Origin of the sequence: Sorangium sp. So ce426 (genome assembly GCF_051475585.1) — a bacterium.
GTDB lineage: Bacteria > Myxococcota_A > Polyangia > Polyangiales > Polyangiaceae > Sorangium > Sorangium cellulosum_B.
Genome location: NZ_CP150341.1, coordinates 7,095,116 through 7,119,608, shown reverse-complemented (window position 1 = coordinate 7,119,608; position 24,493 = coordinate 7,095,116). Strand labels below are relative to the sequence as shown.

At 70.5% G+C, this 24,493-nt stretch carries 18 protein-coding genes; 8 read left to right on the top strand and 10 right to left on the bottom strand.

Annotation, left to right across the window (positions count from 1 at the left end; translation table 11 throughout):
• Positions 1 to 81 precede the first annotated feature (81 nt).
• Genes WMF44_RS26495 through WMF44_RS26485 form a run of 3 tightly spaced genes read left to right on the top strand, consistent with a single transcriptional unit; the run spans position 82 to position 3,084 of the window.
• A complete protein-coding gene (locus WMF44_RS26495) occupies positions 82 to 807 on the top strand; it encodes a DUF3540 domain-containing protein (protein ID WP_437292822.1) in 726 nt (241 codons plus the stop codon).
• Positions 808 to 859: 52 nt separating this feature from the next.
• Positions 860 to 1,252 carry a DUF4150 domain-containing protein gene (locus WMF44_RS26490; RefSeq protein WP_012237562.1) on the top strand — a complete coding sequence of 131 codons (393 nt, stop codon included), beginning with the start codon at positions 860 to 862 and terminating at the stop codon, positions 1,250 to 1,252.
• Complete coding sequence (locus WMF44_RS26485) at positions 1,249 to 3,084, top strand: hypothetical protein (RefSeq protein ID WP_437292821.1); 1,836 nt, start codon at positions 1,249 to 1,251, stop codon at positions 3,082 to 3,084. Before WMF44_RS26490 ends, WMF44_RS26485 begins: the two co-directional genes overlap by 4 nt.
• A gap of 184 nt (positions 3,085 to 3,268) precedes the next feature.
• On the opposite strand, the gene WMF44_RS26480 is transcribed toward WMF44_RS26485, so the two are convergent.
• Entirely contained in the window at positions 3,269 to 3,973 is a 705-nt protein-coding gene (locus WMF44_RS26480; RefSeq protein ID WP_437292820.1) for a CTP synthase C-terminal region-related (seleno)protein, read from the bottom strand.
• Positions 3,974 to 3,980: 7 nt separating this feature from the next.
• Entirely contained in the window at positions 3,981 to 6,140 is a 2,160-nt protein-coding gene (locus WMF44_RS26475) for a DUF6055 domain-containing protein (protein ID WP_437292819.1), read from the bottom strand.
• A gap of 527 nt (positions 6,141 to 6,667) precedes the next feature.
• On the opposite strand from WMF44_RS26475, the gene WMF44_RS26470 reads away from it, so the two are divergent.
• Positions 6,668 to 7,588 carry a transposase gene (locus WMF44_RS26470; protein ID WP_437292818.1) on the top strand — a complete coding sequence of 307 codons (921 nt, stop codon included), beginning with the start codon at positions 6,668 to 6,670 and terminating at the stop codon, positions 7,586 to 7,588.
• Between the two features lie 394 nt (positions 7,589 to 7,982).
• On the opposite strand, the gene WMF44_RS26465 is transcribed toward WMF44_RS26470, so the two are convergent.
• From WMF44_RS26465 to WMF44_RS26435, 7 genes are all read right to left on the bottom strand, one after another.
• Entirely contained in the window at positions 7,983 to 9,266 is a 1,284-nt protein-coding gene (locus WMF44_RS26465) for a DUF6688 family protein (RefSeq protein WP_437292817.1), read from the bottom strand.
• 348 nt (positions 9,267 to 9,614) lie between these two features.
• The gene (locus WMF44_RS26460; RefSeq protein WP_437292816.1) at positions 9,615 to 11,597 is read right to left on the bottom strand and encodes a hypothetical protein; all 1,983 of its coding nucleotides are present in this window, start codon (positions 11,595 to 11,597) and stop codon (positions 9,615 to 9,617) included.
• 93 nt (positions 11,598 to 11,690) lie between these two features.
• Positions 11,691 to 12,137: an NUDIX hydrolase gene (locus WMF44_RS26455; protein ID WP_437292815.1), complete on the bottom strand. Its 447-nt coding sequence runs from the start codon at positions 12,135 to 12,137 to the stop codon at positions 11,691 to 11,693.
• A 30-nt stretch (positions 12,138 to 12,167) separates the two neighbouring features.
• On the bottom strand, positions 12,168 to 12,995 hold the full coding sequence (locus tag WMF44_RS26450) for an ABC transporter ATP-binding protein (RefSeq protein WP_437292814.1): 828 nt from the start codon (positions 12,993 to 12,995) through the stop codon (positions 12,168 to 12,170).
• Positions 12,996 to 12,999: 4 nt separating this feature from the next.
• Positions 13,000 to 13,812, bottom strand: coding sequence for an ABC transporter permease subunit (locus WMF44_RS26445; RefSeq protein ID WP_437292813.1), 813 nt, complete (start codon positions 13,810 to 13,812; stop codon positions 13,000 to 13,002).
• Complete coding sequence (locus WMF44_RS26440) at positions 13,809 to 14,840, bottom strand: sulfonate ABC transporter substrate-binding protein (RefSeq protein ID WP_437292812.1); 1,032 nt, start codon at positions 14,838 to 14,840, stop codon at positions 13,809 to 13,811. The genes WMF44_RS26445 and WMF44_RS26440 overlap by 4 nt, the downstream gene beginning before the upstream one ends.
• A 178-nt stretch (positions 14,841 to 15,018) precedes the next feature.
• Positions 15,019 to 15,183, bottom strand: a complete 165-nt coding sequence (locus WMF44_RS26435; RefSeq protein ID WP_437292811.1) for a hypothetical protein — start codon at positions 15,181 to 15,183, stop codon at positions 15,019 to 15,021.
• Between the two features lie 2 nt (positions 15,184 to 15,185).
• Between WMF44_RS26435 and ssuD the strand changes: the two genes are divergently transcribed.
• The 4 genes from ssuD (at position 15,186) to WMF44_RS26415 (ending at position 21,887) form a co-directional block, all read left to right on the top strand.
• Positions 15,186 to 16,325: an FMNH2-dependent alkanesulfonate monooxygenase gene (gene ssuD / locus WMF44_RS26430; protein WP_437292810.1), complete on the top strand. Its 1,140-nt coding sequence runs from the start codon at positions 15,186 to 15,188 to the stop codon at positions 16,323 to 16,325.
• Positions 16,326 to 17,135: 810 nt separating this feature from the next.
• A complete protein-coding gene (locus tag WMF44_RS26425; protein ID WP_437292809.1) occupies positions 17,136 to 18,740 on the top strand; it encodes a hypothetical protein in 1,605 nt (534 codons plus the stop codon).
• A 56-nt stretch (positions 18,741 to 18,796) separates the two neighbouring features.
• On the top strand, positions 18,797 to 20,890 hold the full coding sequence (locus tag WMF44_RS26420; RefSeq protein WP_437292808.1) for a hypothetical protein: 2,094 nt from the start codon (positions 18,797 to 18,799) through the stop codon (positions 20,888 to 20,890).
• A gap of 178 nt (positions 20,891 to 21,068) precedes the next feature.
• Positions 21,069 to 21,887 carry a TetR/AcrR family transcriptional regulator gene (locus tag WMF44_RS26415; RefSeq protein WP_437292807.1) on the top strand — a complete coding sequence of 273 codons (819 nt, stop codon included), beginning with the start codon at positions 21,069 to 21,071 and terminating at the stop codon, positions 21,885 to 21,887.
• Positions 21,888 to 22,064: 177 nt separating this feature from the next.
• Here WMF44_RS26415 and WMF44_RS26410 read toward each other — a convergent pair whose 3' ends face one another.
• Positions 22,065 to 24,230: a cytochrome-c peroxidase gene (locus tag WMF44_RS26410; protein ID WP_437301610.1), complete on the bottom strand. Its 2,166-nt coding sequence runs from the start codon at positions 24,228 to 24,230 to the stop codon at positions 22,065 to 22,067.
• Positions 24,231 to 24,493: the final 263 nt, after the last annotated feature.

The following is a 24,493-nucleotide window of genomic DNA, read 5'->3' as shown; positions in this document are numbered from 1 at the left end:
GATTCCTGCCGTGAAATGGTTGAAACTAGCGTTGCGGCGCGCACGTCCTGACCGGGCGGATCCAGGCCGAGGAGACCCGAGATGCAGAGCATGGCGGCCCGCGAGCCCCTGACGGTGGCACACGACGACAGCGCGCAGGACGACCTCCTGGCCGCGGTGGATCTGCCGGCGATCGAGCGCTCGCCCTCGCCGCGACGCGTGCCGTCGCTGGAGACGGGCGTCGTCCGGGGCGCGGCGTCGGGGCTCGTGGTCGAGCTCGGCGGCGGGCCGGTCGCGGCGCGGCGCGCGAAGAGCTGCCTCGTCGCGCCGGACGCGGGGGATCGGGTGCTCTGCGCGGTGGACGGCGAGCAGGTCTTCGTCCTCGCGGTGCTGGAGGGCGAGGCGGGCGCGACGACGCGGATCGTCGCCGAGGGCGATATGAAGGTGCAGGCGACGGGGCGGCTCGGGCTCGGCGCCGGCGACCAGATCGAGATCGCCGCCGCCAGGGAGGTCGGGCTGTTCGCGGGCAAGCTCCAGGTCCGCGCGCAGGCGGCGGCGGCGGCGATCGAGGAGATCGGGCTCGTCGGCCGGTCGCTCGAGGCGCACCTCCAGAAGGCGGTCGTCGTCGCCGAGCGCATGGAGGCGCGCGCGGATCGGCTCGTCCAGCGCGCGAAGCAGGCGTTCCGCTTCGTCGAGGCGCTCGAGCAGGTGCGCGCGGGCGTCTTCGATCTCCGCGCGGAGGGCCTCGCGGCGGTGCGCGGGGAGAACACGATCGTCGCCGCGCGGACGCTCGCGAAGCTCGACGGCGAGCAGGTCAAGATCGGCTGAAGGGGCGCGCCGCGCGGGGCCGCGGGTGCCAGCAACGACGAGGGGTGAAGCGATGCTCGCGAAGACGACCGCAGGGGGGATGTGCCTGGCGTTCCCGGACGTGTGCCTGACCCCGACGCCGGCCCCGGTGCCGATCCCGTACCCGAACATCTCGCTCCATCCGATGAGCGTGCTCTTCGTGCCGAACGTGCTCGTCACGTGCGCGCCGGCGCACAACATGCTGACGGTCGCGCCGCTCACGATGGGGGACAACCCGGGCGTCGCGCTCGGCGTCGCGTCCGGGATGGTGATGGGCCCGTCGCGCAACGTGACCGCGGCCTTCACGGTGATCGTCGGCTGCGCGCCCATGACGCGCCTGACGAGCATCTCGATCCAGAACAGCACGAACGCGCCGGGCATGGCCATCGTACCGAGCGTCACCACCGTCCTCGTGCTCGCGCCGTGAGGGGCGCGAGCAAGGGGTCCGCCACGGATTCAGGGACGGCGCCGGAGAAGAGCGCGCTGACCGAGGCGCTCGCGAAGCTCGAGGCGGCGATGCGCAGGCCGACGGGCAGCAGCGCCGATCCGGATCGGCGCCGCGTGGCGGCCCGGCTCGCGGATCTCGCTCGATGCGAGGACGACGAGCTCACGGCGTTCGCCAGGCGGCACCTGCCCGGCCGCGCGGCGGACGAGGCGGCGCTGCGCGCCGCTCGAGAGATGCTCCTGGCGATCGGCCGCGTCCTCGGTCCGGAGGGCGAGAGCGCCGAGGCGCTGGCCGTGCTGAAGGACGCGCACGGGGCGCTCGACGAGCGGCTGGCGGAGGCGAAGCGGGCCGCGGCGCAGCGCGCGGCGGACGAGGCGGCGGCGCAGCGCGCGGCGGAGGAGGCCGCCGCGACGACGGGCGCGCCGGCGCTGGTCGAGGCGCATGGGCCGCTGTCTCGCCTGGGCGGAGGGCTGCCCTTCGTGCCGCCGAGCGTGGCGAAGTACGCAGCGGAGGAGGTCACCGCGACGACGAGCGCGCCGGCGCTGGTCGAGGCGCAGGGGCCGCTGTCTCGCCTGGGCGGAGGGCTGCCCTTCGTGCCGGCGGCAGCGCCGACGGCGGAGCCGATGCCCGCGCCGATGGCGGTGCTGGGGTCAACGGCGGTGCCAGGGCCGGCGCCGCTCGGTGTGCCCGCGCCGGCGCCGCTCGGTGTGCCCGCTCCGATGACGGTATCCGCGCCGGCACCGATGGCGGTACCTGTGGCCGTGCCCGCGCCGGTGGCCGTGCCCACGCCGGTGGCGGTGCCCGCATCGGTGGCCGCGCCCGCACCGGTGGCCGCGCCCGCACCGGTGGCCGCGCCCGCACCGGTGGCCGCGCCTGCACCGGTGGCCGCGCCCGAGCCCGAGCCCGCCCCGGCACCCGCGTCCACACCCGCCCCCCAATCCGTCACCCAGCCCGCGATCGTGCCTGTTCCCGCGCCTGCGTCGGTTCCTCGGACGGACCCGCCGGTGAGCGGCGCGGAGTCGAAGCCTCTGAGCAAGACGTTCCCCGATACGCCGCGGGTCATCGACTCCGCGCTGCCCTTCATCCCGGTGGCCTCCGAAGAGCGCCCTCGGCCGTCCGTCGCTCGTTTCGACTCGGCGCTGCCGTTTCAGCCCGTCGCCAGCCCCGATGGACAGCCGGTGCGCGAGCCTGGTCCGGCGCCCGCGCACCACTCCCCGGCGGTGCCGCTCCACGACGAGCGTCATTCCGTTGCGGCCACGCCGAGCGCGCAGGCCGCTGCCACGGCGAGCCCGCTGCCGGTCGCTGCGTCGAGCGCGCAGGCCGCTGCCACGGCGAGCTCGCTGCCGGTCGCTGCGTCGAGCGCGCAGGCCGCTGCCACGGCGAGCTCGCTGCCGGTCGCCGCGTCGAGCGTGCCGCCGGTCGCCACGCCGAGCGCGCCGCCGGCCGCCGCGCCGAGCGCGCCGCTGGTCGCCACGCCGAGCGCGCTGCCGGCCTCCGCGTCGGGCGCGCTGCCCGTCGCCACGCCGAGTGTCCCGCCCGCCTCCACGCCGGCCCCCGCGAGCGTGAGCGACCCGCTCAGCGTGCGCCCGCCACCCTCGCTCACGCTCAACCAGTACGCCGGCCTCGTCGTCGCGTGCGAGCTGTACCCCGCCTACGTGGAGAGCACGAACGCACGCTACGGGGTGCCGACCCCCGCGGCGCGCGCCGCCCTCGACGCCTTCTGGGCAGGCCGCTTCGCCGCAGATCCCGCGCTTGCCCAGCGCTGGCCCGAGCTCTGCGAGGCCGCGCGCAGGTACTTCCTGCAATCGCGCTGAACGCCGGCGCCGCACGCGCAGCGCCTCGCAGGAACACCTCGTGGAGCAGCGCCGCACCGGTACGCTGAAGCCGACCGAGGTTCGAAACCACAAGGCACCGGACGCCAGGAAGAGATCCAGAGCTCGGCGCCGGTGACGCTCTGGTGGATTTTTCCTTCGTTGAACGGTGTGCCGGCGCCAGCGTTCAGCCGGCGGTGCTCGAGCAGGCTCGGATGAGCTCGGCCACGAGCGGCGGCAGCCGACCGGCGAGCGCGGCGCGCTCCGGCTGGAACAGCGTGGCGACGAAGAACGGATGGCCGTCGAGCTCCACGGCGCGCACGTCGCCGGCGTCGTCCTCGGCGCCGATGCGCAGCGGGCCCGAGACCAGCGCGGCCTGGAACTCCGGGTTCAGGCCGTAGCGGCACCGATACCCTTCCGTGGCCTCGGGGCGGCCGTAGGCCCGCGCGATGCGGGTTCCGGCGTTGAAGCGGATCTTGCCGGTGGCCTCGACCAGCGAGCACGCGAGCGGCGCGATCACCGCGCGCTGCGCCTCTGGCGCGGTCTCCGCGTGCTCGGCGTCCGACCAGCCCAGCACATGGCGCGCGTACTCGACGACCGCGTGCTGGAAACCCCCGCAGGTGCCGAGGAACGGGCGCCGCTGCTCGCGGGCGAAGCGGATCGCGCGCAGCGCGCCATCCATGCTCCGGTACGGGCTCGCCGGAACGCACCACAGGGCGTCATAACGAGCCACCCGCGAGGCGTCGGTCACCTCCTCGGTCGGCACCCAGTCAAAGGAGAGCGGCGCGGATAGCGCCTCTCCCGCCAGCCGCAGCGCCACCGGGATGGCCCGGTGGGCCGTCACGGCGTCGTCGCGGTCACCGATGAGCCCAACATGAAGCATCGTCTGCATCGTGGCCTCAACGCCGCCAGGTGTACGGCGGTGCGACCGTCACCTCGGTGACCGTCGAGACGCCCGCCCAGTCGTCGGGGACGAACCCGTAGAACGTGTTGCTCGCCTTCGACGTGGCGACGAACTCGACATCCCCGAGCAGCGTTGCTGTCCCGGAGACGGACTGGCGATCGCCGAACCAGCCGAGCGGATAGAAGGTGGTCTGCACGTTCGCCGAGCCGCTCACGCTGAACCCGCGCGCCTGGATGCCCGAGCCGCGTTGCCCGACCAGGCTGAGCGCGCCGACACGGCCGCCGGAGATCACGCCGTTGACGATGGTCGCATGATCCTCGACGCGGACGTCGCCGCTCACCTCTCCGCCGAGGATGGTCGCGTAAGGACCGACGTGGACGCTCGACGGCGTGCCCGCGGGCGCGCAGCCGCCGCCGTTCGCGTGCCTCGTCGTGCCCCGCGGACACGCATCGAGCTGGCCGTCCTGAAACCCGGCGGGCCACGCGCCGTCGAGCTCCACCATGTACGGATAGCGATAGATCGACGGGTATGCCGGCCCATCCGAGGGGTTCGTCCAGACCAGCTTCTGGTATTCGGTCGGCGTCGCGACCACGACCAAGTAGACGTTCTCGCCGGGGCTGACGCAGAAGTCCATCTCGCCGCCGCTCCCCCGCTGCAGAGGGCTGTAGCGCGATGTGGTCAGCTCCGGGTCCGTCGCGACGAGGCCCCAGCGCCAGCCGGAGCCGGCGCCGGCCTGCGTCACGCCCCGGAACACGACGCGCACGCTGGTCGCGTCCGATTTCGGGTGCAGGCGCACGACATTGTAACCCCAGCGCTGCGGCGCCCAGTGATACGGCGAGACGAAGCGGCGATTCTGCGCCCAGTCTGCGTCGAGCGCCTCGAGCCGCGTGAGACGAAGGCGGCGATCGGTGCGGCCGTTCGACGTCATGTCGGCCTCGATCGAGCCGTATTTCCGTCGATATACGCCGGAGGGATCGCCTCCGTCCGTGGGCGGAGGGTCCTTGTAGTCCCAGGTGATGTTGTGCATCGCCCACTCGCCGAACTCGTCGTTGAGCCGCTCGATGTCCCAGCCACGGCTCAGCATGAGCTTCTGCCATGGGTCGCCCTGGCCGCGCGGCGCCTCGTGGGCCCACATGTCGTTGACGGCGCTGTAGCAGTGCTTGTCCTTCAGGAACTCGAAGAACTGCCAGTTGCAATACCGGTTCCGGGTGTTGCCATAGTAGAGGTGCGGCATGTTCGGCAGCATGTCCGAGCAGTGCACGTTGTCCCGCCATACCTGATGCGGCATCCAGTTCGCGTGGCTCTCGAAGATCCAGCAGCCGTCGCCGCCGCAATCGGGGAACGCCTGCGTCGTCGACTGCACGCCGTGCATGAACTCATGGGCGAGCCCCCACGGGTCGCGTGCGGCGTCGGGGCCGATCCACATCCCCATGTAATTGATGCCGTTGCGGCTCCACCCGCCGCCCCAGAGCGGGAAGCTGTTGTCGAAATGGACCGCGGCCTTCCACTTGTCCGCTGATTTGCAGTACGGCTCGGGGAAGAAGATGGGGCTGCCGAAGTACGCGCTCCAGATGCTCTCGAGCGTGTCCGCCGCCTCCTCCGCCTGGCTCAGGTTGATGTCCGTCCCCTCGGGCCAGTAGAAGGCGAAGTGCGCCGACTCGTGGCGCAGCGGCGCGCGCGTCTCGCCGCCGTCGCGCGGCGCCCTCCAGGTGCCTGCCGTGCAGCTGGCCGCCGTGGTCTGGCAGCTCGTCGCCCACGCCGTGCTCGTCGTGCCCTGCTCGCAGGCACCGGGGTTGCCGCCTGCAGCCCCGGTCGAGCCGCCGGTTCCCGCCGCCTCGGCCGTCGAGTCGGCGGTGCTGCCGGTGGCGCCGGCGCCGCCGGCGCTGCCGGTGCTGCCGGTGCTGCCGGTGCCGGCTGCGCCTGAGGTCGCCGTCGTGCCGCCGCCGGACCCCGATCCCGGAGCAGGTTCCTCCGGCGCCGGACCGCACGCAGCGAGGATCGCGGCGACAGCGAGCGTCGAGCCGTTCACGAGAAGCTGCTGGAACAATGTGCGAGTCGCGCGACGAACGCCCGCGGGGGTGCGGAATGTGTAAGTGAAGCTCTCACCGGCTGCGTGTTTGTGTAGCGCGGATGAGTCATAAGCTGGGTCGAGCATGCTGTATTCTCGTTCGGAGCGCGCTCTCCATGCAAAAGAAAACAAGGCCGGGGTGAGACCCGACCCAGGTTGGACCGATCCAGATCCGACCTCATCCACATCCAGACCAGACCCATCCAGACCTGACGCTGACCCATCCAACACAACACAGCTGACCCAGGTTGAGACCTGACCCAGGGTGACCACAGACCGACCCAGGTTGAGACCTGACCCAGGTGAGACCTGACCCAGGTTGGACCCGCAGACCGGACCCAGGTCGGAGACTCGACGCAGGTCGTCCCAAGACACGACTTACATTTGCTCCTAAATCTTAACCTATGTTGGGTTGAAGGGAGGGAGGGGAGAGGTTGGTGGAGGTGGCGGGGGATGGGCTGCGATGTCTAGATGTGGTGAATATAACATTCGCGGTGGAAGACGGCATGGCGGCCGCCACCTCTGGCGCAGTGATCGCCACCCGCGGGGCGTGGCAAGTGCTTGAAATGATTGACTACAATCTCTGGCACAGCGTTTGTTGATATGCACGGGCCATGAGCCACCCCCGCGAGATCTCGCCCGGCGCTACCTATATGATCACCCGTCGCGTCTTGCGTCGGCACCTGCTCTTGCGCCCCGACGCAGCGATCACCCAGCTCTTGGTCTACGCCCTCGCGGTCTCGGCTGGTCGCTTCGGGATCGAGGTACACGCGTTCTGCGCGATGTCAACGCATCTGCACCTGGTCGTGACCGACGTGAATGGCGTCCTGCCGCGTTTCTTGCAGTTCTTTCATCGCATTGTGGCGCTCGGGACCAAGGTGCTTCGCGCGTGGGAAGGGCCGGTATGGGACCACGAAGCCACGAGCGTTGTGCGCCTCCTGACGCGCGCTGCTGTCGTGGAGAAGATCGCCTACGTGCTCGCGAACCCTGTGGCCGCAGGCCTCGTCCGGCATGCGCGTGAGTGGCCCGGAGCGAAAGTCGATGTGAGAGAGCTCGGCTGCGGCGTGCTGCGTGCGGCGCGTCCTGTGGCGTATCTTGACCCGGAAAATCCACAGTGGCCCGAGGAAGTGATGCTGCCTCTCGCGCTGCCACCGGCGGTCGAGCAGGATGGCATCGATGACTTTCGGCACTTGGTCGCCGCCGCGCTCGAAGAACAGGAGGCGCTGGCCCATGCGGCGCTCCAGCGGCAAGGGCGTCGCTTCCTTGGTGCTGAGCGAGTCAGCAAGATCTCCCCGTACGAGCGCGTCACGAGCTTCGAGGCGCTGGGCGAACGCAATCCGACATTTGCGGTTGGTCGCGAGCAGGGTGATGTACGGCGAATCGCTGGTGCTGCGGTGCGGGCGTTTCGTGCGTCGTACCGCGCGGCGCTTGAACGGTGGCGCGCCGGGGTACGCGGTGTGGAGTTCCCGGCGGGAACCTGGTGGATGCGCACGTTTCACGGCGCCAGCGTGATGGACCTCAGACTCGTGGTGTAGATACCGCATGGCGCCGTTCTCAGCGATGCGAAAAGCGCGGGAGCGGGTTCGACGCGTTGCTGTCGTGTTGTGGAGAACGTCCGTCTGGAGAAGCCGGAGCGGGCGGAACGTTTGTCTGGTGCTGCGCGTACGCCCAAGAATGGGGTATGCCGGATCGAGCGCGTATGCGGCGATTGGTATGGTGACGTTAGATAGGTTCTGACTGACAGAGCGGGACGGTTATGGGCCGATAGGTGAGGCGAAGTGATTGAATCAACCCGGGGCAACCCATAGATTGCGGGCGCGCAGATCCGGTGGCCGACAACCCGGGTCGAGTTTCCTCTTGCGTACGCTTTCGCGATGATGGCTCAACCTGGGTCGGTCGGGTGGGGCGGGTCGGGCCGCTGGGTCGCTCTCACCTGTACATACGGTCGATCCGCTCTTCGGGGGCGCGCGGGTCGAGCAGAAGGAGCGTCAGGTAGAACGCCCACTCCAGCGGCTTCATCGCGAGATAGATGACATCGGCGGCCCAAGCGGCGCCGATGTATCGGCTCACGGGCAGCCCCATTCGGTCGTAGAGCTGGCGCGCCGCGCGGCCGAAGCGCGGCCAGCGCTCGTGCAGCAGATCCTCGAAGGCGTTGGCGATGGCGAGCTGGCGATTGACGAGGATCGGCGTGCCGCCCCGCCGTCCGAGCCGGATCGGGCGCACAAGCCAGGCGTGGCCGCGCGCAGCGACGGTGCATAAGTAGTGGCAATCACCGGGCAGCTTCACGATCGGGAGCTGCGACAGCGTGTACCCGCACGTGCGGGTGAAGACCTGGAGGGCGGCTGCCGGATGTCCCAGCCAAGCCGCGTGCAGGACGGCGTGAACCCCGAGCAGCAGCGGGGTAGCCGCGAGGGCGCGCCACAACGTGGGTCGGTGAATCGCGGGCGGCGGCGGCAGCGGGACTTGCGGCGGCCCTGTGCGATAGGCGGGATCGGCAGCGGCCAACGGAGCGGGCGCGTTGGCCTCGACGCCCCGCCTCAGGAGGCGCGCGCGCAGCTCGGCGGAATAGAAGACGACCGTGAACACTGGCGCGACGCACGGCAGGAGCAGCGGCGGCACGAGCAGGCCGGCCGCCACCCAGGGGCCGAAGTGCACCGCCAGGAGGACGTGGAGCGCGATTCCGACGATCAGCGCTGCATGGACGACGAGCTCTGCAGGGCCAGGCAGCGCTTCTTTCCGGCGCCGTGACACGACATAGGCGAGCGCGGTGAGGGCGTGCAGCGCGATCAGGCCGTGGACTTCCGGCTCGGCGAGCGGCCGGAACGCCGTGGTGCCGACGTCGCATGCCGGGACGGCGCACGTCCCGGGGGCATCGTGGCTGTATGCCAGGCCCCAGGCGGGCAGGAGGAGCAGCGTGAGCACCTCGGCCGCCACCTGGAAGGGGGCGCGCCCCCGGCGCCGTATCGCGTGGTATGTCCGCACGGTCAGGCCGATCCAACCCGCCAGCCCGAGTGCTCCGGCGACGAAGATCGCGCCATCGAGTTGGACCAGCATCGTCGCGCCGAAGAGCGGCGCTGCGAGCACCGGAACGCCGTAGCCGGTGGCCACCAACGCGGCGAGGGCGCCGTCTGTCAGCGAGAAGGGCTGCTCGGGCGGCGATTGCTGCGGCTCGGGCGGTGGCTGCTGCGGCTCGGGCGGTGACTGCTGCGGCATGCATCCACCATGCTAACGGCTCCAGTCTCAGGAGATCCATCCTGGGAGGTGGAGCGCGCGTCCTTCGCGAGCCACGTCGCACGTTGGAGAGTGAGCCGTGCTGGCTGCTCGCGCAGGGAACCCCGGTTGCGTCGAACGGATGCTGATAGGATCCAAGGGATCTGGCATGAGCCCGGACCGAAAGCGCCGTCTGCGCCCCGCAATCTCTGCCGAAGGGCGGCCGCTCCGGCGGTGGGGGGCGTCTACGGCGATCGCCATCGATCGCCCGTGACGATCGCCCGTGAGGTGGTTGGGTCGCGACGACGTGGTTGGGTCACGACGTGGTTGGGTCGCGACGCGGACGCCGCGCTAGCGCCCCGCGGGGTCGAGCGGGCGCCCCTCGGTCGGAGGCGTCGGCCCGGAGGACGTCTCCAGCACGAGCTCGCCGCCGTGGGTCAGCACGTGCCAGCGCGGATCCCGCGGCTCGGGCGGCAGAGGCCCCGGCATTCCCTTGACGTCCGGCGCAGGATTTGGACGCACGCGGAACCACACCTGCCCGTCCCGTATCTCCATCCGCGTCAGGTCCTGGTCGACCTCCACGTCGCGCGCCAGGGGGAGCGCCGGCTGCCCTAAGCGATCCAGCGTCACATCGAGGCGTTTGCCGGCCGAGGCCGCGGGCGAGCTCGCGAGAAGCGCCGCGCCGCCGGGAGCGGGAAGCGCCGCGACGCCGTCCGGCGCCGTGATCCGGCGCCACGCTTGCGGTGCGCCGAGCGGCAGCGGGCTTCGCACGAGCGCCTGCAGCGGCTCGCGCTGCAGGGCGCCTGCGGGCGGCGCCGACTGGAGCAGGAGCAGCGTGCCATCCGGTGCCGCGGCGATCCACTTGAGGGCCTCGGCCGGGGTCGCCTGGCTCCCCTCCGCGTGCCACGGACCTTGCGCGCCCCGCACGAAGAGGGTCGCGCTCCCGCTGCCTCCGCGGCAGATCAGCACGCCGACGCCGGCCGCGTTGTGCAGCGCGACCGGTTGCGGGCACCCCTCGGGCGCCGCGACGGGCGTCACGGTGCTCGCGATGTGGTCGACGACCGCGAACGTCGGTGGCCGCGTGACGTGCGCGGCGCAGGCGCTGCCGGGCGGTCGCGCGCTCGTCGGTTCGCAGATCCCGTCGCCGAACGTCGCGATCCGTGTGCGCGTCGGCTGTGGCAGCGGCGTGGCGCTTTCGAGCAGACAGAGCGCGCCTCCGCACGAGGCGCCGAGCACACCCATGAGTCCGAGACCGCCCACGACGCCGCCGCCGTCGCTCTTGCACGGCGGCTCCCGCCCGACCGCGGCGCCCCCGCGCGGGGGCGGCTCGGGCGCCGGCGGGGCGACGGCCGAGCGGAACGAGCCGGCCTCGATGGCGCGGATCGCGGGGGAGAGGTGCAGCGCGATGCCCAACGTGGGTCGGGCGTAAAGGCCAGCAGCGGCCCTGGTCCACGCCTGGCCGTCGCGGCTCAGCACGGCGGGGCAGCTCGCATCGCCGTTCCAGATCCAGGATCCCGCGCGCTCGATCGAGCGCGGCTGAAACGCGGATCGCTTCCAGGTTTTCCCGCGATCCAGCGAGAGGAACGAGTCTGGCGCCGCCGGCTGCTGGCCGCGCGCCGGCGCCTGGACCACGGCCGCGAGCACGCCGTCGGGTCGCACGAACACCGCGCGCACCGGCTTGCCGGGCGCGACGACGGCTGAGGTGAAGCTGCGGCCCTCGTCGGCGGAGACGCTGACACGCTCTCCCGCCGCGGCCGCGATGAGGGTACCGGCGGCGTCCCAGGTCGTCGCACCAGGCACGCTGCCGCGCGGCTCGAAGCCGTCCGGCCTCAGCGCACCGCGGACGCCGGCGGCGCGGTGGAGCACGCCCTCCGGCGTGGCCGCATAGAGCGCGTCGACCTGCGGTCCGGCGACGCCAACCCAGGTGAAGCGAGCGGGCAGCTTCAATGGGCCGACAACGCCGAGCTTCTCGTCGACCGCGAACGCCCCGCCCGCGGGATCGGCGCCGCCTCCCTTCGCCGCGAAGATCGCGACGCGCTCGCCGAGGGCGATCTCGCTGTGCTCGCGGAACGGGTCCCGAGCGGCCCTCGCCCGCTCCTTCTCTCCGAGGGGCGGCTCGACCCAGGTTGCCGGCGGGGCCGCGGCGATCGGCAATATCAGCGGGGCCGAGGGATCCACGGCCGGCGCGCCCGCGGCGCGCGCGGGCGCTTCCAGCGGGGCCGCGGGGATGGCGACCCAAGCCGGCGCGAGCGCCGCGGGGGCCGACCCGGCGGCGGGACCACACGAAGCGGCGAGAAGCGGGAGGGGGAGGAGCGCGAGCCGCGAAGCCGTCATGCAGGGAGGGTCTCCTGGTCCACCCTTACCAGGCTCCCCGACGAGGATCACCAGGCGGGCCCCCCGACAATCTCGCTGCCTGGAGCGACAGGCTCACGGCTCGGGCAGCACGTCGCGGAGAGCGGCGATCAGCTGGCCATGGTCTGCGATCAAGCGGGCAGCGGCGATCGACATGGGCAGCCAGTAGAGATCGAAGGCGATCGGCTCACGAGCACCGTCCGATCCATCCCGCTCGTGGTGTCTCCACCTCTCCGGGACGGGGGCCACGACCGGCAGGTGGAAGAAGTGGCGAAGGTGCATCTCTTCCTTCCCCATGCGTCGTGCGTCGAACTCCGACGTGCCGATGAACTCCACCGCCGAAAACGCGCCCAGCCCGGTCTCCTCCCGCGCCTCGCGGACCACGGCCGTATCAGGTGGTTCGCCTGGAAGGATCGTCCCGGCGGGCACCTGGAGGCCCGCCTCCGGGAAGTCCGCGTGCTCGAAGACCAGCAGTCTCCCTCCATTCGTGATGTAAGCGAACGCCTTTCCCACCACGCGCACAGCGGCCGCCCTCCCTCCGGAACCGCTCTATCATTCCCCCGCGTCGGCCAGGAGGGCCATCGGCACGGACAGCGACGCCGCCTCGCGCGCGCCGCGCCGTGACAGCCCCCCTTCTTCCGGAGATCTCCTGAAGATCGCGTCGAGGAGCACGCCAGCGAGGCGGCCGACCTCCGGCACCTCCCTGGCCCGGGGGCGCGGCAGATCCACCGCGACGCTCTCCACGACGCGCCCCTCATCGAACACCAGCACGCGATCTCCGAGCAGGACCGCCTCCTCCACGTCGTGCGTCACCAGGATGGCCGTGAAGCGGCGCTGCGCCCACAGCGACTCGACGAGGCGTTGCGCCCCGATCCGCGTCAGGGCGTCGAGCGCGCCGAACGGCTCGTCGAGCAGCAGCACCTTCGGGTCGTGCACGAGCGCGCGCGCGAGGGCGACCCGCTGCCGCTGACCTCCCGAGAGCACGCCCGGGTAGTCGTTCAGCCGATCTCCGAGCCCGACCCGGTCGAGCACGTCGCGCGCGCGCGCGTCGCGCCCTCTCGGCCCGCCGATGCACGTGTTCTCCAGCACCGTGCGCCAGGGCAGCAGCCGGGGCTCCTGGAAGACGACGCGCACGGCCTCGCGCGCCGCGACCTCCCTCGAGGCCAGGACGCGCGCCGCGCCGCGCGTCGGCTGCTCGAGGCCGCACAGGACGCGGAGCAGCGTGCTCTTGCCCGAGCCGCTCCGCCCGACGATCGTCACGAACTCGCCAGGGCGGATGTCGAGCGCGATGCCCGAGAGCGCCAGCCGGTCGCCGTACCGCTTGTCGACCTGCTCCAGCACGACGCGCGCGCCGGCGGTCTGATCGCCCGAACCGCTCATTCGCTCACCTCGCCTCGAGCCGCTGCAGCTGCGGCTGCCACGGCAGGAGCCGGCGCTCGAGCCACCGCGCCAGGGAGTCGGCCAGCTTGCCGAGGATGGCCCAGAGCACGATCGTGAGCACCAGGAGATCCATCTGCATGAACTCGCGGGCGTTCATCGCGACATAGCCCAGGCCCTGGCTCGCGCCGAGGGTCTCCGCGACGATGAGCACGAGCCACGAGAGCCCGAGCGCGAAGCGCAGACCCACGAGGATCGAGGGGAGCGCGCCCGGGAAGATGACCTCGCGGTAGAGCGCGAACCCCCGCACGTCGTAGACCTGCGCCATCTCGATGAGCTGCGGATCCACGCTGCGCACCCCGTGGAACGTGTTCAGGTAGACGGGGAACAGCACCGTGATCGCGACGATGAAGAGCTTCGCTGTCTCGCCGAGCCCGAACCACAGGATCACGAGCGGCACGAGCGCCAGCGCGGGGATCGCCCGGAGCATCTGCAGCGGCCCGTCGATGACCAGCTGCAGCGGGCGCGAGAGCCCCGTGCCGAGGCCGAGCGCGAGCCCGACGGCGGCGCCGACGACGAGCCCGCCGGCCGCCCGCAGCGCGCTCACGCCGAGGTGCGCGGGCAGATCGCCGCTCCTCGTGGCGTTCGACGCGGCCACGAGCACCTCGACGGGCGACGGCAGCAGGCTTTTCGGGATGATCTGCAGCCGCGACAGGACCTCCCAGAGGATCACGAGGGCCAGCGGGGCCAGCCAGGGCGCGATGCGCACGCCGAACCCGCGCGCCGCGCCGCCCCGGATCGGCGCTTCGCCGGCCGTCATCGCGCGCCTCCGACGATCGCGGCGCCCGGCAGGAGCGCCTCCTCGACGCGGATGTCGCGCGGGATGATCGCGAGCTTGTGGAACGTATCGGCGATCGCTTGCTGCCTTTGCACGATCTCGGGCGTGATCGGCAGGATCTGGAACGCGCGCCGGTGCTCGGACCGCAGGAACGCCTCGTACGAGATCCCCGAAGATCGCGCGAGGATCTGCGAGGCTTCCTCGCGGTGCCCGTCCTCCCAGGCGCTCAGGGCGCGGTACTCGTCGAACACGATCTGCAAGATCGCCGGCTGCTCTTCCGCGAACTCTCGCCGGACGACATAGAAGAGGCGGTTGTCGACGAGCCCCTCGCCGTCCTGGAGGACACGGGCCCCGGCGAGCTCGGCCGCTGCCAGGAAAGGATCCCAGATCACCCAGGCATCGACATTGCCACCCTCGAACGCGGTCCGCGCGTCGGCGGGCGCCAGGAAGACGACCTGGATGTCGTCCAGCGTCAGCCCGGCGCTCTCGAGGGCCCGAACCAGCAGGTAATGCACGTTGGAGCCGCGGTTGAGGGCGACGCGCTTGCCTTTCAAGGCCGCGAGCGTTCGGATCGGAGAGTCCTTCTTGACGACGATCGCCTCGGCCCTGGGCGCCGGCGCGTCGGTGGCGGCATAGATGAAGGGCACGCCGCCCGCCTGCGCGAACACAGGCGGCGTCTCGCCGACGTGGCCGACGTCCACGGCGCCCGCGCGCATCGCCTCGAGCAGCGGAGGACCGGCCTGAAACTCGACCCACTCGGCGCGGGCGTTCCTCGCCTCGAGCGCCTTCGTCAGGGCCTCCGCGCGCTCCTTGAGGAGAAACGGCGTGCCGATCTTCTGGTACCCCAGCCGGACCACCACCGCCGCCCGCGTGTCCTCGGCCGCCTGTCCGGCGTTCGCCGCGCCCACCTCGCCGCCGTCGCGGCCGCACCCGAGCAGCAACAAGCTCGAGAGAGCTGCGCAGCCCAGCAGCGCGGAGCGGATCGTCGTGAACGAGATGTACCTGCTCATGAGGGCTCTTTCGCCTCCTCTACAACCCACGTCAGCACGCAAGAATTCTATGTTCGATGCAAAATTGCATCTGTGACGGAGGCGAGGTGGTGAGTTTGGTCCAGCAGCCCCTGTGCCAGGTCGAGGCGCGGCGCTCCGCCGGGGAGGCCCCGTGGAGGAGCCGTCGATTGCTGCTTCATCAGCAGTCGATCCGCAGTTGGTGTTGCTGGGGCAGCAGCGGCGTCGTGGCGGCCTGCCCGGCGAGGTTCCTTGGCGCCGCGGGCTCGAGCGCGCGGCGGCGCGCGGTGCGGATCGTGCTCTCGCGCGCCTGACCCGGCGACCCACGGGCGAGGAGCTTCTCCATCGATGAACGTCTTCTGGTTTCTCCTAACGCACGGGGACGGCCGCTACCTTGGCACCGCCGAGGGCGCGCGCCCCGTCACGCTCCCTTATCTTCGTCAGATCGCGCAGGCCGCCGACGACCTCGGCTATCACGGCGTGCTGGTCCCCACCGGGCGATCGTGCGAGGACGCCTGGGCGGTCGCGTCGGCGATGATCCCGCTGACGCAGCGGCTTCGCTTCCTCGTCGCCGTGCGGCCGGGCGTCGTCTCGCCCACGTGGGCCGCCCGCATGGCGTCCACCGTCGATCGCCTGTCGGACGGCCGCCTGCTCGTCAACGTCGTGACCGGCGGCGATCCGGCGGAGTCCGAGGGGGACGGCGTCTTCCTGAAGCACGACGAGCGCTACGTCGTCACCGACGAGTTCCTCGGCATCTGGCGGCGCGTCATGGCCGGCGAGACGGTCGACTTCACGGGGCAGCACCTGCGCGTGAAGGGCGCGAAGATCTTGTTTCCGCCGCTCCAGGCGCCGCACCCGCCGCTCTACTTCGGGGGGTCGTCGCCCGCGGCGCACGCGCTCGCGGCGCGCCACGTCGACGTTTATCTGACCTGGGGAGAGCCTCCGGCCGCCGTGGCCGAGAAGATCGCGGACGTGCGCCGCCGCGCGGCCGCGGAGCAGCGCGCGGTGCGCTTCGGGATCCGCCTTCACGTCATCGTCCGCGAGACGGCCGAGGCGGCGTGGGCCGCCGCGAACGACCTGATCCGGCACCTCGACGACAGCACCATCGCAGCGGCGCAGCAGGCCTTCGGGCGCCTCGACTCCGAGGGGCAGCGGCGCATGGCGGCGCTGCACAAGGGGCGGCGCGACGCCCTCGAGGTGAGCCCGAACCTCTGGGCCGGCGTGGGCCTCGTGCGCGGCGGGGCCGGAACGGCGCTCGTGGGCGACGCGGAGACGGTCGCGCGCCGCATGAAGGAGTACGCGGAGCTCGGGATCGAGACGTTCATCCTGTCGGGGTACCCGCACCTCGAAGAGGCCTATCGGGTCGCCGAGCTGCTCTTCCCGCGGCTCCCCGTCGAGCGGAGGGCCGCAGGCGTCCGCCCGAACCTCACGGGGCCGTTCGGCGAGATCATCGCCAACGACATCGTCCCGCACCGATCGCAGAGCTGAGGCGGCCGATCCCCCCCGAGACGATCACCTTGTCAGATAGGCCTCCCAGGTTCCAGGCTCGGGAGCGCCCGGTCGATCCAGCTCGAGGCCCCTCGCGCCGTCAATGTCGGGTTCACTGCCGACGCCCTCGTCGTCCTCGCCGGAGCGTGGCTCCAGGCCAACCCGGGAGGGTTTCTGGATGCTGCGCCAGCGCCAGGCCAACCCGGGAGGGTCTCTGGATGCTGCGCTCGAACACCGGGTGGGCGCCGATGAAACTGCGCGTGGACCTGCGGTAGATCGCCCGGACCACCTCGGCGGCGATCCGATCGGGCTCGTCGACCAGGATCTCCGCTGACACGTGGGGGACGATGGGCGCGGCCATCTCCGGCTGGAAACGCAGGAGACGCAGGGGGGAGGTGGCGGAGAGCTCGCCGGCCACCGGTCCCCGAAGACGATCAGCGTCAAAAAATCGATGCCACGAGAATTTCCATGGCAGCGGTCCGGGACGGAACTACGGCGCCCCTTGTGCGGCGGATTCGTCCCGGAATCGATGAGGACGTTACGATTTCATGAAGGGCGACCGGGCCTGACCGCATCCAGTGAGCAGGAGCGGGTGCAATGAACCTGGCCCACGCAGGTCCCGCGGCTGGGGCTTGACGTCTCCGAAGCGACTGGACTCTCCCCCGGGCCCGCTCCCTTCGAAGGCGGCCTGGCGGCTCGTCACGTCGTGAGCCCCGAGCCTGCGCGTGGGTTCGATGTCTGGAGTCCGTGATTCCAGACACGCTCGCGTCCGCTGTTGTCACGCGCTTTTTCCGACATCACAGAGGCACAATGCGCAACGTTTTGTCCGCCCATCGCAGCGGGTTTCTTGTTCTCTGCCTCGCGCTCTCCGCCTGCAGCGCTGCGACGGAGGAGGGTGAGGCGGAGGAGGTCGAGTCGATCTCCGCCGTCCAGCAGCCGGCCATCGTCGGCGGCTTCAAGGTCGCGGCGATCTTCATCCGATTCAAGAACAGCCCGGCTCCGACCTACACCATCAATGACGTGCGGGACCGCCTCTTCAACGACCCGGATTCGGCCAACAACTTCTTCATTGAAGCCTCGTACGGAAAGATGAACCTGACCGGCCACATCAACCCCGACGGGGACTATTACGGCTGGTACACGATCAACGCGGAGATGCCCACGATCTGCGATCTCGGCCTGCACATGGCGCTGGGCAGGCAAGCGGCCGCGAACCTCGGGGGCTACGTGGAGGCCAACTACGATAACACGATGCACTTTTTCAACGGGTTTCCGTCGAGCTGTGCCGGCGCTTATTCCTCGGGGTCCCACACGTGGTATCCCAGCCCCACCGACGCTGGCACGTATGCGCACGAGCTGGGGCACAGCATGGGCCTGGTCCACGCCAATGTGCTGAATTGCGCCGACAGCGCTGGCAACTGGGCGCCGATGAGCACGACCTGCGCGCAGCCCAATCTGCCTTGGTGCGCCAACCCCGGTCAGCTCAACGCGGGGAACACGAGCTGCGTCCAAGATATGGGAGACTCGTTCAGCCCGGTGGGTGGGGGGTACATGCACTACAGTGCTCCGGAGAAGGCGCTGTTCGGCTGGTTCAATCCGGAGAACACGGCGACCGTGAGCGCGAGCGGGACCTCCATCGTCAGCGTCAAGCCGATCGAGGTCATCTCGACGGGCGTGCAGCGGCTCGTCATCCCCATCCCCGGCGGGGACGAGACGTACCAGGTCGAATATCGTCAGCCGATCGGCTTCGATCAATATCGTCAGTCCACCCCCGATAGGGTCGACGGGTTCACGGCAAACGCGCCGGTCGCTCGCGGGATCCTCGTGCACCGAGGCCCGCTGGAGGGGAGCCCGAAGGGCATCGTCAACATGACGCCCTCGTGGCCGATCATCGACTTCGCTCATCTTCAGGCAGACGCCTCGCGCGAGGCGCTCCCCTGGGGTCATACGTTCGTTGATCGCGACGCGGACCTCGCCATCTCGTTGCTCGGGGTCTCGCCGTCCGAGGCGACGGTCAAGGTGACCCGCGGCACGGCGTCGGCGCCGATCCCCGCCTGCGCCGGCGCGCCCAGCCACTGGTACCTGAAGTGTGGCGCGACCGGCGTGACCTCATGGAATGCAACGACCGAGCTCGCGGCGGCCGGCGGTGATGCCCTTGAGCTCACGTACCAGGTCAGCCAGACAATCGCGAACCAGAGCGGTGGAGACGCCTGCGTGCTCGTCCAGACGCACACGGCTGGGCAGTCGGATGCGTGCACGCAGTTCTGGAAGCCGGAGGGCGGCGCGCTGGCGTCGGGGGAGACGAAGACCCTCTCGCCCAATAGCGCCGTGTTCCACATCACCTATCCTGCGCCCGGGAGCTACAAGGCGTCCCTCAGCGCCAAGGGCGCGCTCAGCGTCACGCCCGCTCCCTGATCGCGGGCGCCCCTCGGGGGCGCGGCCCGTCACCGTGATCTTCTACAGGAGGTCTCATGTTGTTCAAGCATTCGAGTTCGAGCATTTCGGTGCGCTCATGGTCTGGTCCCGGCTCTGCCCGTGCGAGGCGGAGAACGCGAAACGCCGCGCTGGCCACGCTCGCCCTCCTTCCTGCCGCGTGCTCGGACTTCAGGCCGGAGGACGGCGGGCTGGCCGGGTCCGGTGAGCTGGCCGAGCTCGCGGAGAGCGAGATCGCCGCGGCCGCCCAGCAGCTCACGCTGCCGTTCCCGATCGATCCGCGGAAGTCACTCGTCGTCACGGACGTCGACATCGTGTCCAGCTTCACGCTGCAGACGGTGCTGCAGCAGCTGATCAACCAGTCGGGGGCCACGGGCCGGACGCCCCTCACGCTGTTCCGTCAGTTCATGGACACCCACCGGACAGCCGCGACAGCGACCTTCTTCTCCGCCCCGCACTGCGACGATGTGCCGGCCAACACCGCCGATATCTACCCCCCCGGCTCCTCGGCCCCGGCCGAGCAACCCACCGGCTCGATCAACGGGTGGCCGGTCCTCTGCCCGCGTACTGCGGACGAAGCCGCGAACGATCCTTTCGCCGACCCGAACGCCGACAGCGCGTACATGGCCACGACGCTCTCGAACCGCTTCGACCTCGCCCCGCCGGACGGCTCCAATTGCGGGGAGTACCGGATCGTCTTCGCGAGGCGCAGCGGCCGGACGGATGGCGGCAACTTCAATCGGAATTTCATCATCTTCGAGGGCCGGCTGCCGAACCCGAACCCGAGCCTCGGCCGGGAAGCTTGCCTCCCGGTCGTCCAGTTCTGGCTGAACCAGTCGGATCCCGCGAAGAGCGTGGCGACGCGGAGGATCGAGCTCTGGCAGTTCTACTTCCTGGGCCTGCCCGGGTTCGAGCCCGTCTTCCACATCGACCATTACGGGCACGCCGCGGGGCCCGACCGCGGCCAGATCCGAACCAACGAGTTCCTGAACGGCACGGGGTCGCCGGAAGCCTGGTCGCTCCGTGAGTTCAGGCTCGTCCACGGCACGAGCGGCAGCCCTTCGCTCAATATCGTCCCGTCCTTCGTCAAGGACAACCCGGGCGCGAGGCTCTTCTCGCCCGCCGCATCGAGCGACCCGCGGGTCACGGACTTCCGGCACAACATCTTTCCAGGCGCGGTGGAGCGGCTCGCGGCTGCCGACGACATCAACCGCTTCGGCTACCCGTCGGCCCTGCCCGATGCGATCAACGGGGGCGAGAGCCTGATGATCCCCCTCCAGAACAACTACTTGAACGCGCTCGGCACCGGGACGTCGACCCTCCGGACCAACATCGAGAACCAGCTGGCCGCCATGGGCAGCGACCTGTCCGGCACGCCCGGCAACCTGTCCGTCGACCAGATCGTCGGGCGCGCGCAGACCCTCGCGTGCTCGGGGTGCCACGAGCCGGCTGACCGTAATGGCGACCCGTCGAGCACCTTCGATGTAGGCCTGTCCGCTCCGTTTCCGAGCACCCTGGTCTTCACCCACACCTCCGAGAGGACGGAGCCTGTCGACCCGAGCAACCCGAGCGGTCCGCAGCGCTTCATGATCTCGCCGGCCCTCATCAACGTGTTCCTCCCGTTCCGCCAGCAGGTGATGACCGAGTACCTGCTCAACAACCCGATCCTCGGGTTCGAGACGCCGGGCGCGTGGACGTCGCCGGACGCCCAGCTCGCGACCCACACGGGCCGAGTGAGGGAGGGCATCTCGTCGCTGGAGATCAGGAGCTCGCTCTGGCAAAGCGAGATCATCAGCCCGATCTTCAGCACCTCGGGCCTCACGCCGGTTGGGGACAAGATCAAGGTCGATCTCTTCTTGCCCGTCGCCGTGCCGGCCCCGGCGAACAACGGCGCCCTCCAGGTGTTTATCGAGATCCCGTCCGCCAGCATCTCCCAGCTGTCGGTCGGGCTGGTCAGTCTCAACGGCCTCACCCGGGGCGCATTCAACACCGTCGCGTTCCCGCTCCCGACGCTCCCGGCGATCCAGGCCGCGCTCAACGCAGGGCCGAGCGACGTGAAGCTGAAGCTCAGGCTCACCGTGCCCCCCAACTCCGGCTCCTACTATCTGGACAACGTTCGATTCGAGGACTGATCCGCGTCGCGCTCTCGTGACGGGGCGCCCGGCTCGCGTCCCGTTCGGCGCTTCCGGCGGCCTCCGCTCAGGTCCGATCGAGGCGAGCGCGGAGCCGATTGACGCGCGGGAGGGCGAGGCGGCATGAGGGCGCGACGGCGATCGCGCGGTTGCGTGGTGGCCACCTCGGACGATGACGATGAAGACAGAGATGGCTCCTCCTCCGAAGACCGGCGGCAGGCGCAGCGCCGAAGGAAGGCAGCCGGCGGAAGGGAGGCGGAACGCCGGAGGCGAGCAGAAGGCCGAGGGGAGCCCGCGCCGCATGGGCCGGCCGCGCAAGGCGCCGCAGCGGAGCGATCTCGCGCCGCGGGAGCAGATTCTGCAGGTGGCGGGCCGGCTGTTCGCCGAGCGGGGGGTGGCCGAGGTGTCGATGCTGGAGGTCGCGCAGGCGGCGGGGCTCCGGCAGTCGTCGCTGTACTACTGGTTCCGGCGCAAGGAGCTGATCGTCGCGGAGATCCTGCAGCAGGTGAACCGGCTGCCGCTGTCGTACGCGCGGAGCCTCGAGGCGGCCGGCGAGACGGCGGACGTGCAGCTATGGCGCTTCGTGCGCTTCGACGTGCAGACGGTGTGCGGGTTTCCGCTGGAGATCACGGAGATCCACCGGTTCAGCGAGCGGGATCCGGCGGCGTTCGCGACGTACTGGGCCGAGCGGCGCGCGCTGACCGAGGCCGTGGCCGCGATGGTGGGGCGCGGGATGGGGGAGGGGAGGTTCCGCGAGGTGGACGCCTACCTGTGCGCGCTGACGGTGCTGGCGCAGGACGAGAGCGTGCAGAACTGGTGCCGTCCCGAGGGAGGAGCGCGCGTGCATCCGCTCGCGGCCAGCGACCCGGCGGCGCTGGGCTACGGGCCGGAGCAGATCGCGGAGCTCGTCGCGGATCAGACGGTGGGCGGGCTGCTGGTGCGGCCGTCGAGGCTCGCGGCGCTCCGGAAGAAGGCAGGGGGAGCCGACCCAGGTTGAGGGAGCGGACCCGACCCAGGTTGAGGCGACCCGACCCAGGTTGAGGCGACCCGACCCAGGTTGAGCGGAACCGGGCGACCCGACCCAGGTTGGGATCGCGCCCAGGTTGGGATCGCGCCGCCGACCCAGGTTGGGATCGCCGACCCAGGTTGGGATCGCCGGGGATCGCCGGGGCGCTCAGAGCGGGTTGAAAGGCGCAAGCCCAGGGAGGTCCTTCGGCCTGCGCCCCGCGGCACCGACCGCCGGCACCTCCTTGATCTTCTCGCGAGCACGCCCCGTGCCGTCATCCACCACGGTCCATTCATTCCAGAAGTGACCGTCGACGACGAACAGCTGCGGGTGATCGAACGGCGCCTCCTCGAACCGGACCCGCTCGTCCGTGAGCGTCGCCAGGAACGCCACGAGCGCCTTCTTCTCATCTTCCGTCAGCCCGAGCGGCTGAATGTTCGGAGCCAGGTTCGTCCCGTTGGTCCCAAACCCGGTGGTGTCACCGCCCTCCCGTTCTCGCCGGCCGCCGCCACGGTTGTAAAATTCGACGACTTGCCGCAGCGTCAGCGCGCCTCCGTTGTGGAAATAGGGGCCCGTCAGCTCGATGTTCCGGAGCGTCGGGACCTTGAAGGCGCCGTCGACCGCATCGCGCTCGCCCGATGCGATCGGCACCCCTGGTTCGACCTCGAACGACGCCGGGTTGATGCCGAATACGTCCGGGGCGCCCTCGCCCGTGGCGAGCAGCTTCCCTTGCCGCGCGAACGAGAACGGATGACCGAAGGGGTCGACCCCCCCGACGCCGATGTCCTCCTCGCTCGGTCGAACGCCAATGTTGTAGTAGCCCCTGTCGTACAGCGCGGCGCCGCCGTCCCCGACCCGCATCCGCGAGATCAAGCCGCCCACCTGCTCCTCGCGCTGCGGGCGGGTGGCGGCGCTGGTGAACTCGGGGCCATGGTGGCAGTTGATGCACCTGCCCTTGCCCTGGAAGATCGCGAGCCCCGCGCGCTCCTCGTCGCTCAGGGCGGCGCTGTCCCCGTCGGCGAAGCGATCGAACCGGCTGTTGTCGGACACGAGCGTGGCCTCGTAGAGCTGGATGGCGAGGCCAAAGAAGAGCGAGAAGTTCGCCTCCACGAGCGGCCGATCGCCGACGCGCTGATCCGACCGCCAGTACGCGTCCATGAAGGCCTCTTCGACGAGCTGCCCATAGGACGGAGCGAGCCCTTTTCCGCTCGAATCCCGGAGCTCACCGAGGATGCTGTCCGTGGGGTCCACGATCTGGAGAGCGAGCGGCCTGCGCGGCAAGAGCTTCGCGGCGACGTCAGCGTACGTCCTCCCCTCACACGACATCTCGAAGGGGTTGACCGGCGGGCCCACGGCCTGAGATGCGAGGCTCGAGTTCTCCAGGTCGACCCTCTCGCGGACCAGGACGCCATCGCGCACGGCGTGGACGGCGGCGTCCGGATCTCGCCTGCCGAACGGGTTCACTCCGTTGAAATGGTTGCTTGCGCGTCCGTCCCAGAAGTTGCGGAAGTTGAACACTGCGTTGATGACGGTGGGCGTCTGCCGCGGCTCGACGCGCCGCACGTTCACCCCTTGCACCTGGAAGACGTCCGGCAGCAGCGTGCAGTCGTCCTTCTCGCTCCCGGGCACGATGCCGTTGAATCGAGCGTGGAACACCCCCTGCGAAGAGATGACGTCATCGGCATCCGCGGGGAAGTCGCGGCGGAAGGTCCAGTCGCTCGCCACGAGCGCGTAGTTCGGTCCGCCCTTCCCGTCCGACCTCGTGGCTTCGAACCTCGTGCGCCGCTCGGGATCCTGGTTGTTGATACCCGGGTTGATCTGGTTTCGCTTGCGGTGGTCGGCGCCGGCGTGGAAGTGGCACGTCGCGCACGCCACGCCGTCGCTGCCGACCTGCATGTCCCAGAACAGCGCCTTTCCGAGGGCCACGGCCGTCTCCCTGCTCTTGACGTAGCGGGACAGGTCGCGCGGCTCCGGGACGGCGACGCCTCGGAGCGAGCCGACGGACGGCGGCGGAGTGGCTGGCGCGGGCGTCGCGCCGTCGTCCGGCGGATCCGACGGCGAGTCGCCGCTCCCGGGCGTGACCGGCGACGAAGCCCCGCCGTCCCCGAGCGACGAAGACCCGCCGTCCCCGAGCGATGCTGAGCCGCCGTCCCCGAGCGACGAAGCCCCGCCGCTCCCGAGCGACGAAGACGGTCCGGGCCTCCCGCATCCCGAGCACGGTGGCTCGCGTCCCTCGGGCCAGCAGCCGGCGGTTGACGATAGACCCATCAGGACGACGAGGATGCACGCCCCGATCTCGCCCGTGCGCGGGTCTTCAGAACGAGCTCTAACCATCACGAGGAAGCCTCCTTCGCTGCTGCGCGAGTGAATGACAGGCGGAGCGATCCAGCGTCCTCGCGGGACACCGCGGGTCGCCGGCATGTTCGTCCGACCTGCGATGAGCGGATGTCGCGAGCGCCGACGCTCGACGCGGTTCCGCCCGGCATCGTTCGAGTCTCTTCAAGTCATCCGATCTTCAGAAAGACAGCGCGTGTCCAGGGTGCGCATCGACGTCTCGTCCTGTCTCGTCTCGGCCGGGCGTCTCCCCGTGTCGCGAG

Bases quoted from the DNA above. Each gene is read 5' to 3' on its own strand.
- WMF44_RS26495 (WP_437292822.1), top strand. From the start codon at position 82: ATGCAGAGCATGGCGGCCCGCGAGCCCCTGACGGTGGCACACGACGAC.
- WMF44_RS26490 (WP_012237562.1), top strand. From the start codon at position 860: ATGCTCGCGAAGACGACCGCAGGGGGGATGTGCCTGGCGTTCCCGGAC.
- WMF44_RS26480 (WP_437292820.1), bottom strand. From the start codon at position 3,973: ATGCAGACGATGCTTCATGTTGGGCTCATCGGTGACCGCGACGACGCC.
- WMF44_RS26475 (WP_437292819.1), bottom strand. From the start codon at position 6,140: ATGCTCGACCCAGCTTATGACTCATCCGCGCTACACAAACACGCAGCC.
- WMF44_RS26470 (WP_437292818.1), top strand. From the start codon at position 6,668: ATGAGCCACCCCCGCGAGATCTCGCCCGGCGCTACCTATATGATCACC.
- WMF44_RS26465 (WP_437292817.1), bottom strand. From the start codon at position 9,266: ATGCCGCAGCAGTCACCGCCCGAGCCGCAGCAGCCACCGCCCGAGCCG.
- WMF44_RS26460 (WP_437292816.1), bottom strand. From the start codon at position 11,597: ATGACGGCTTCGCGGCTCGCGCTCCTCCCCCTCCCGCTTCTCGCCGCT.
- WMF44_RS26450 (WP_437292814.1), bottom strand. From the start codon at position 12,995: ATGAGCGGTTCGGGCGATCAGACCGCCGGCGCGCGCGTCGTGCTGGAG.
- WMF44_RS26445 (WP_437292813.1), bottom strand. From the start codon at position 13,812: ATGACGGCCGGCGAAGCGCCGATCCGGGGCGGCGCGGCGCGCGGGTTC.
- WMF44_RS26440 (WP_437292812.1), bottom strand. From the start codon at position 14,840: ATGAGCAGGTACATCTCGTTCACGACGATCCGCTCCGCGCTGCTGGGC.
- WMF44_RS26435 (WP_437292811.1), bottom strand. From the start codon at position 15,183: ATGGAGAAGCTCCTCGCCCGTGGGTCGCCGGGTCAGGCGCGCGAGAGC.
- ssuD (WP_437292810.1), top strand. From the start codon at position 15,186: ATGAACGTCTTCTGGTTTCTCCTAACGCACGGGGACGGCCGCTACCTT.
- WMF44_RS26425 (WP_437292809.1), top strand. From the start codon at position 17,136: ATGCGCAACGTTTTGTCCGCCCATCGCAGCGGGTTTCTTGTTCTCTGC.
- WMF44_RS26420 (WP_437292808.1), top strand. From the start codon at position 18,797: ATGTTGTTCAAGCATTCGAGTTCGAGCATTTCGGTGCGCTCATGGTCT.
- WMF44_RS26415 (WP_437292807.1), top strand. From the start codon at position 21,069: ATGAAGACAGAGATGGCTCCTCCTCCGAAGACCGGCGGCAGGCGCAGC.
- WMF44_RS26410 (WP_437301610.1), bottom strand. From the start codon at position 24,230: ATGGTTAGAGCTCGTTCTGAAGACCCGCGCACGGGCGAGATCGGGGCG.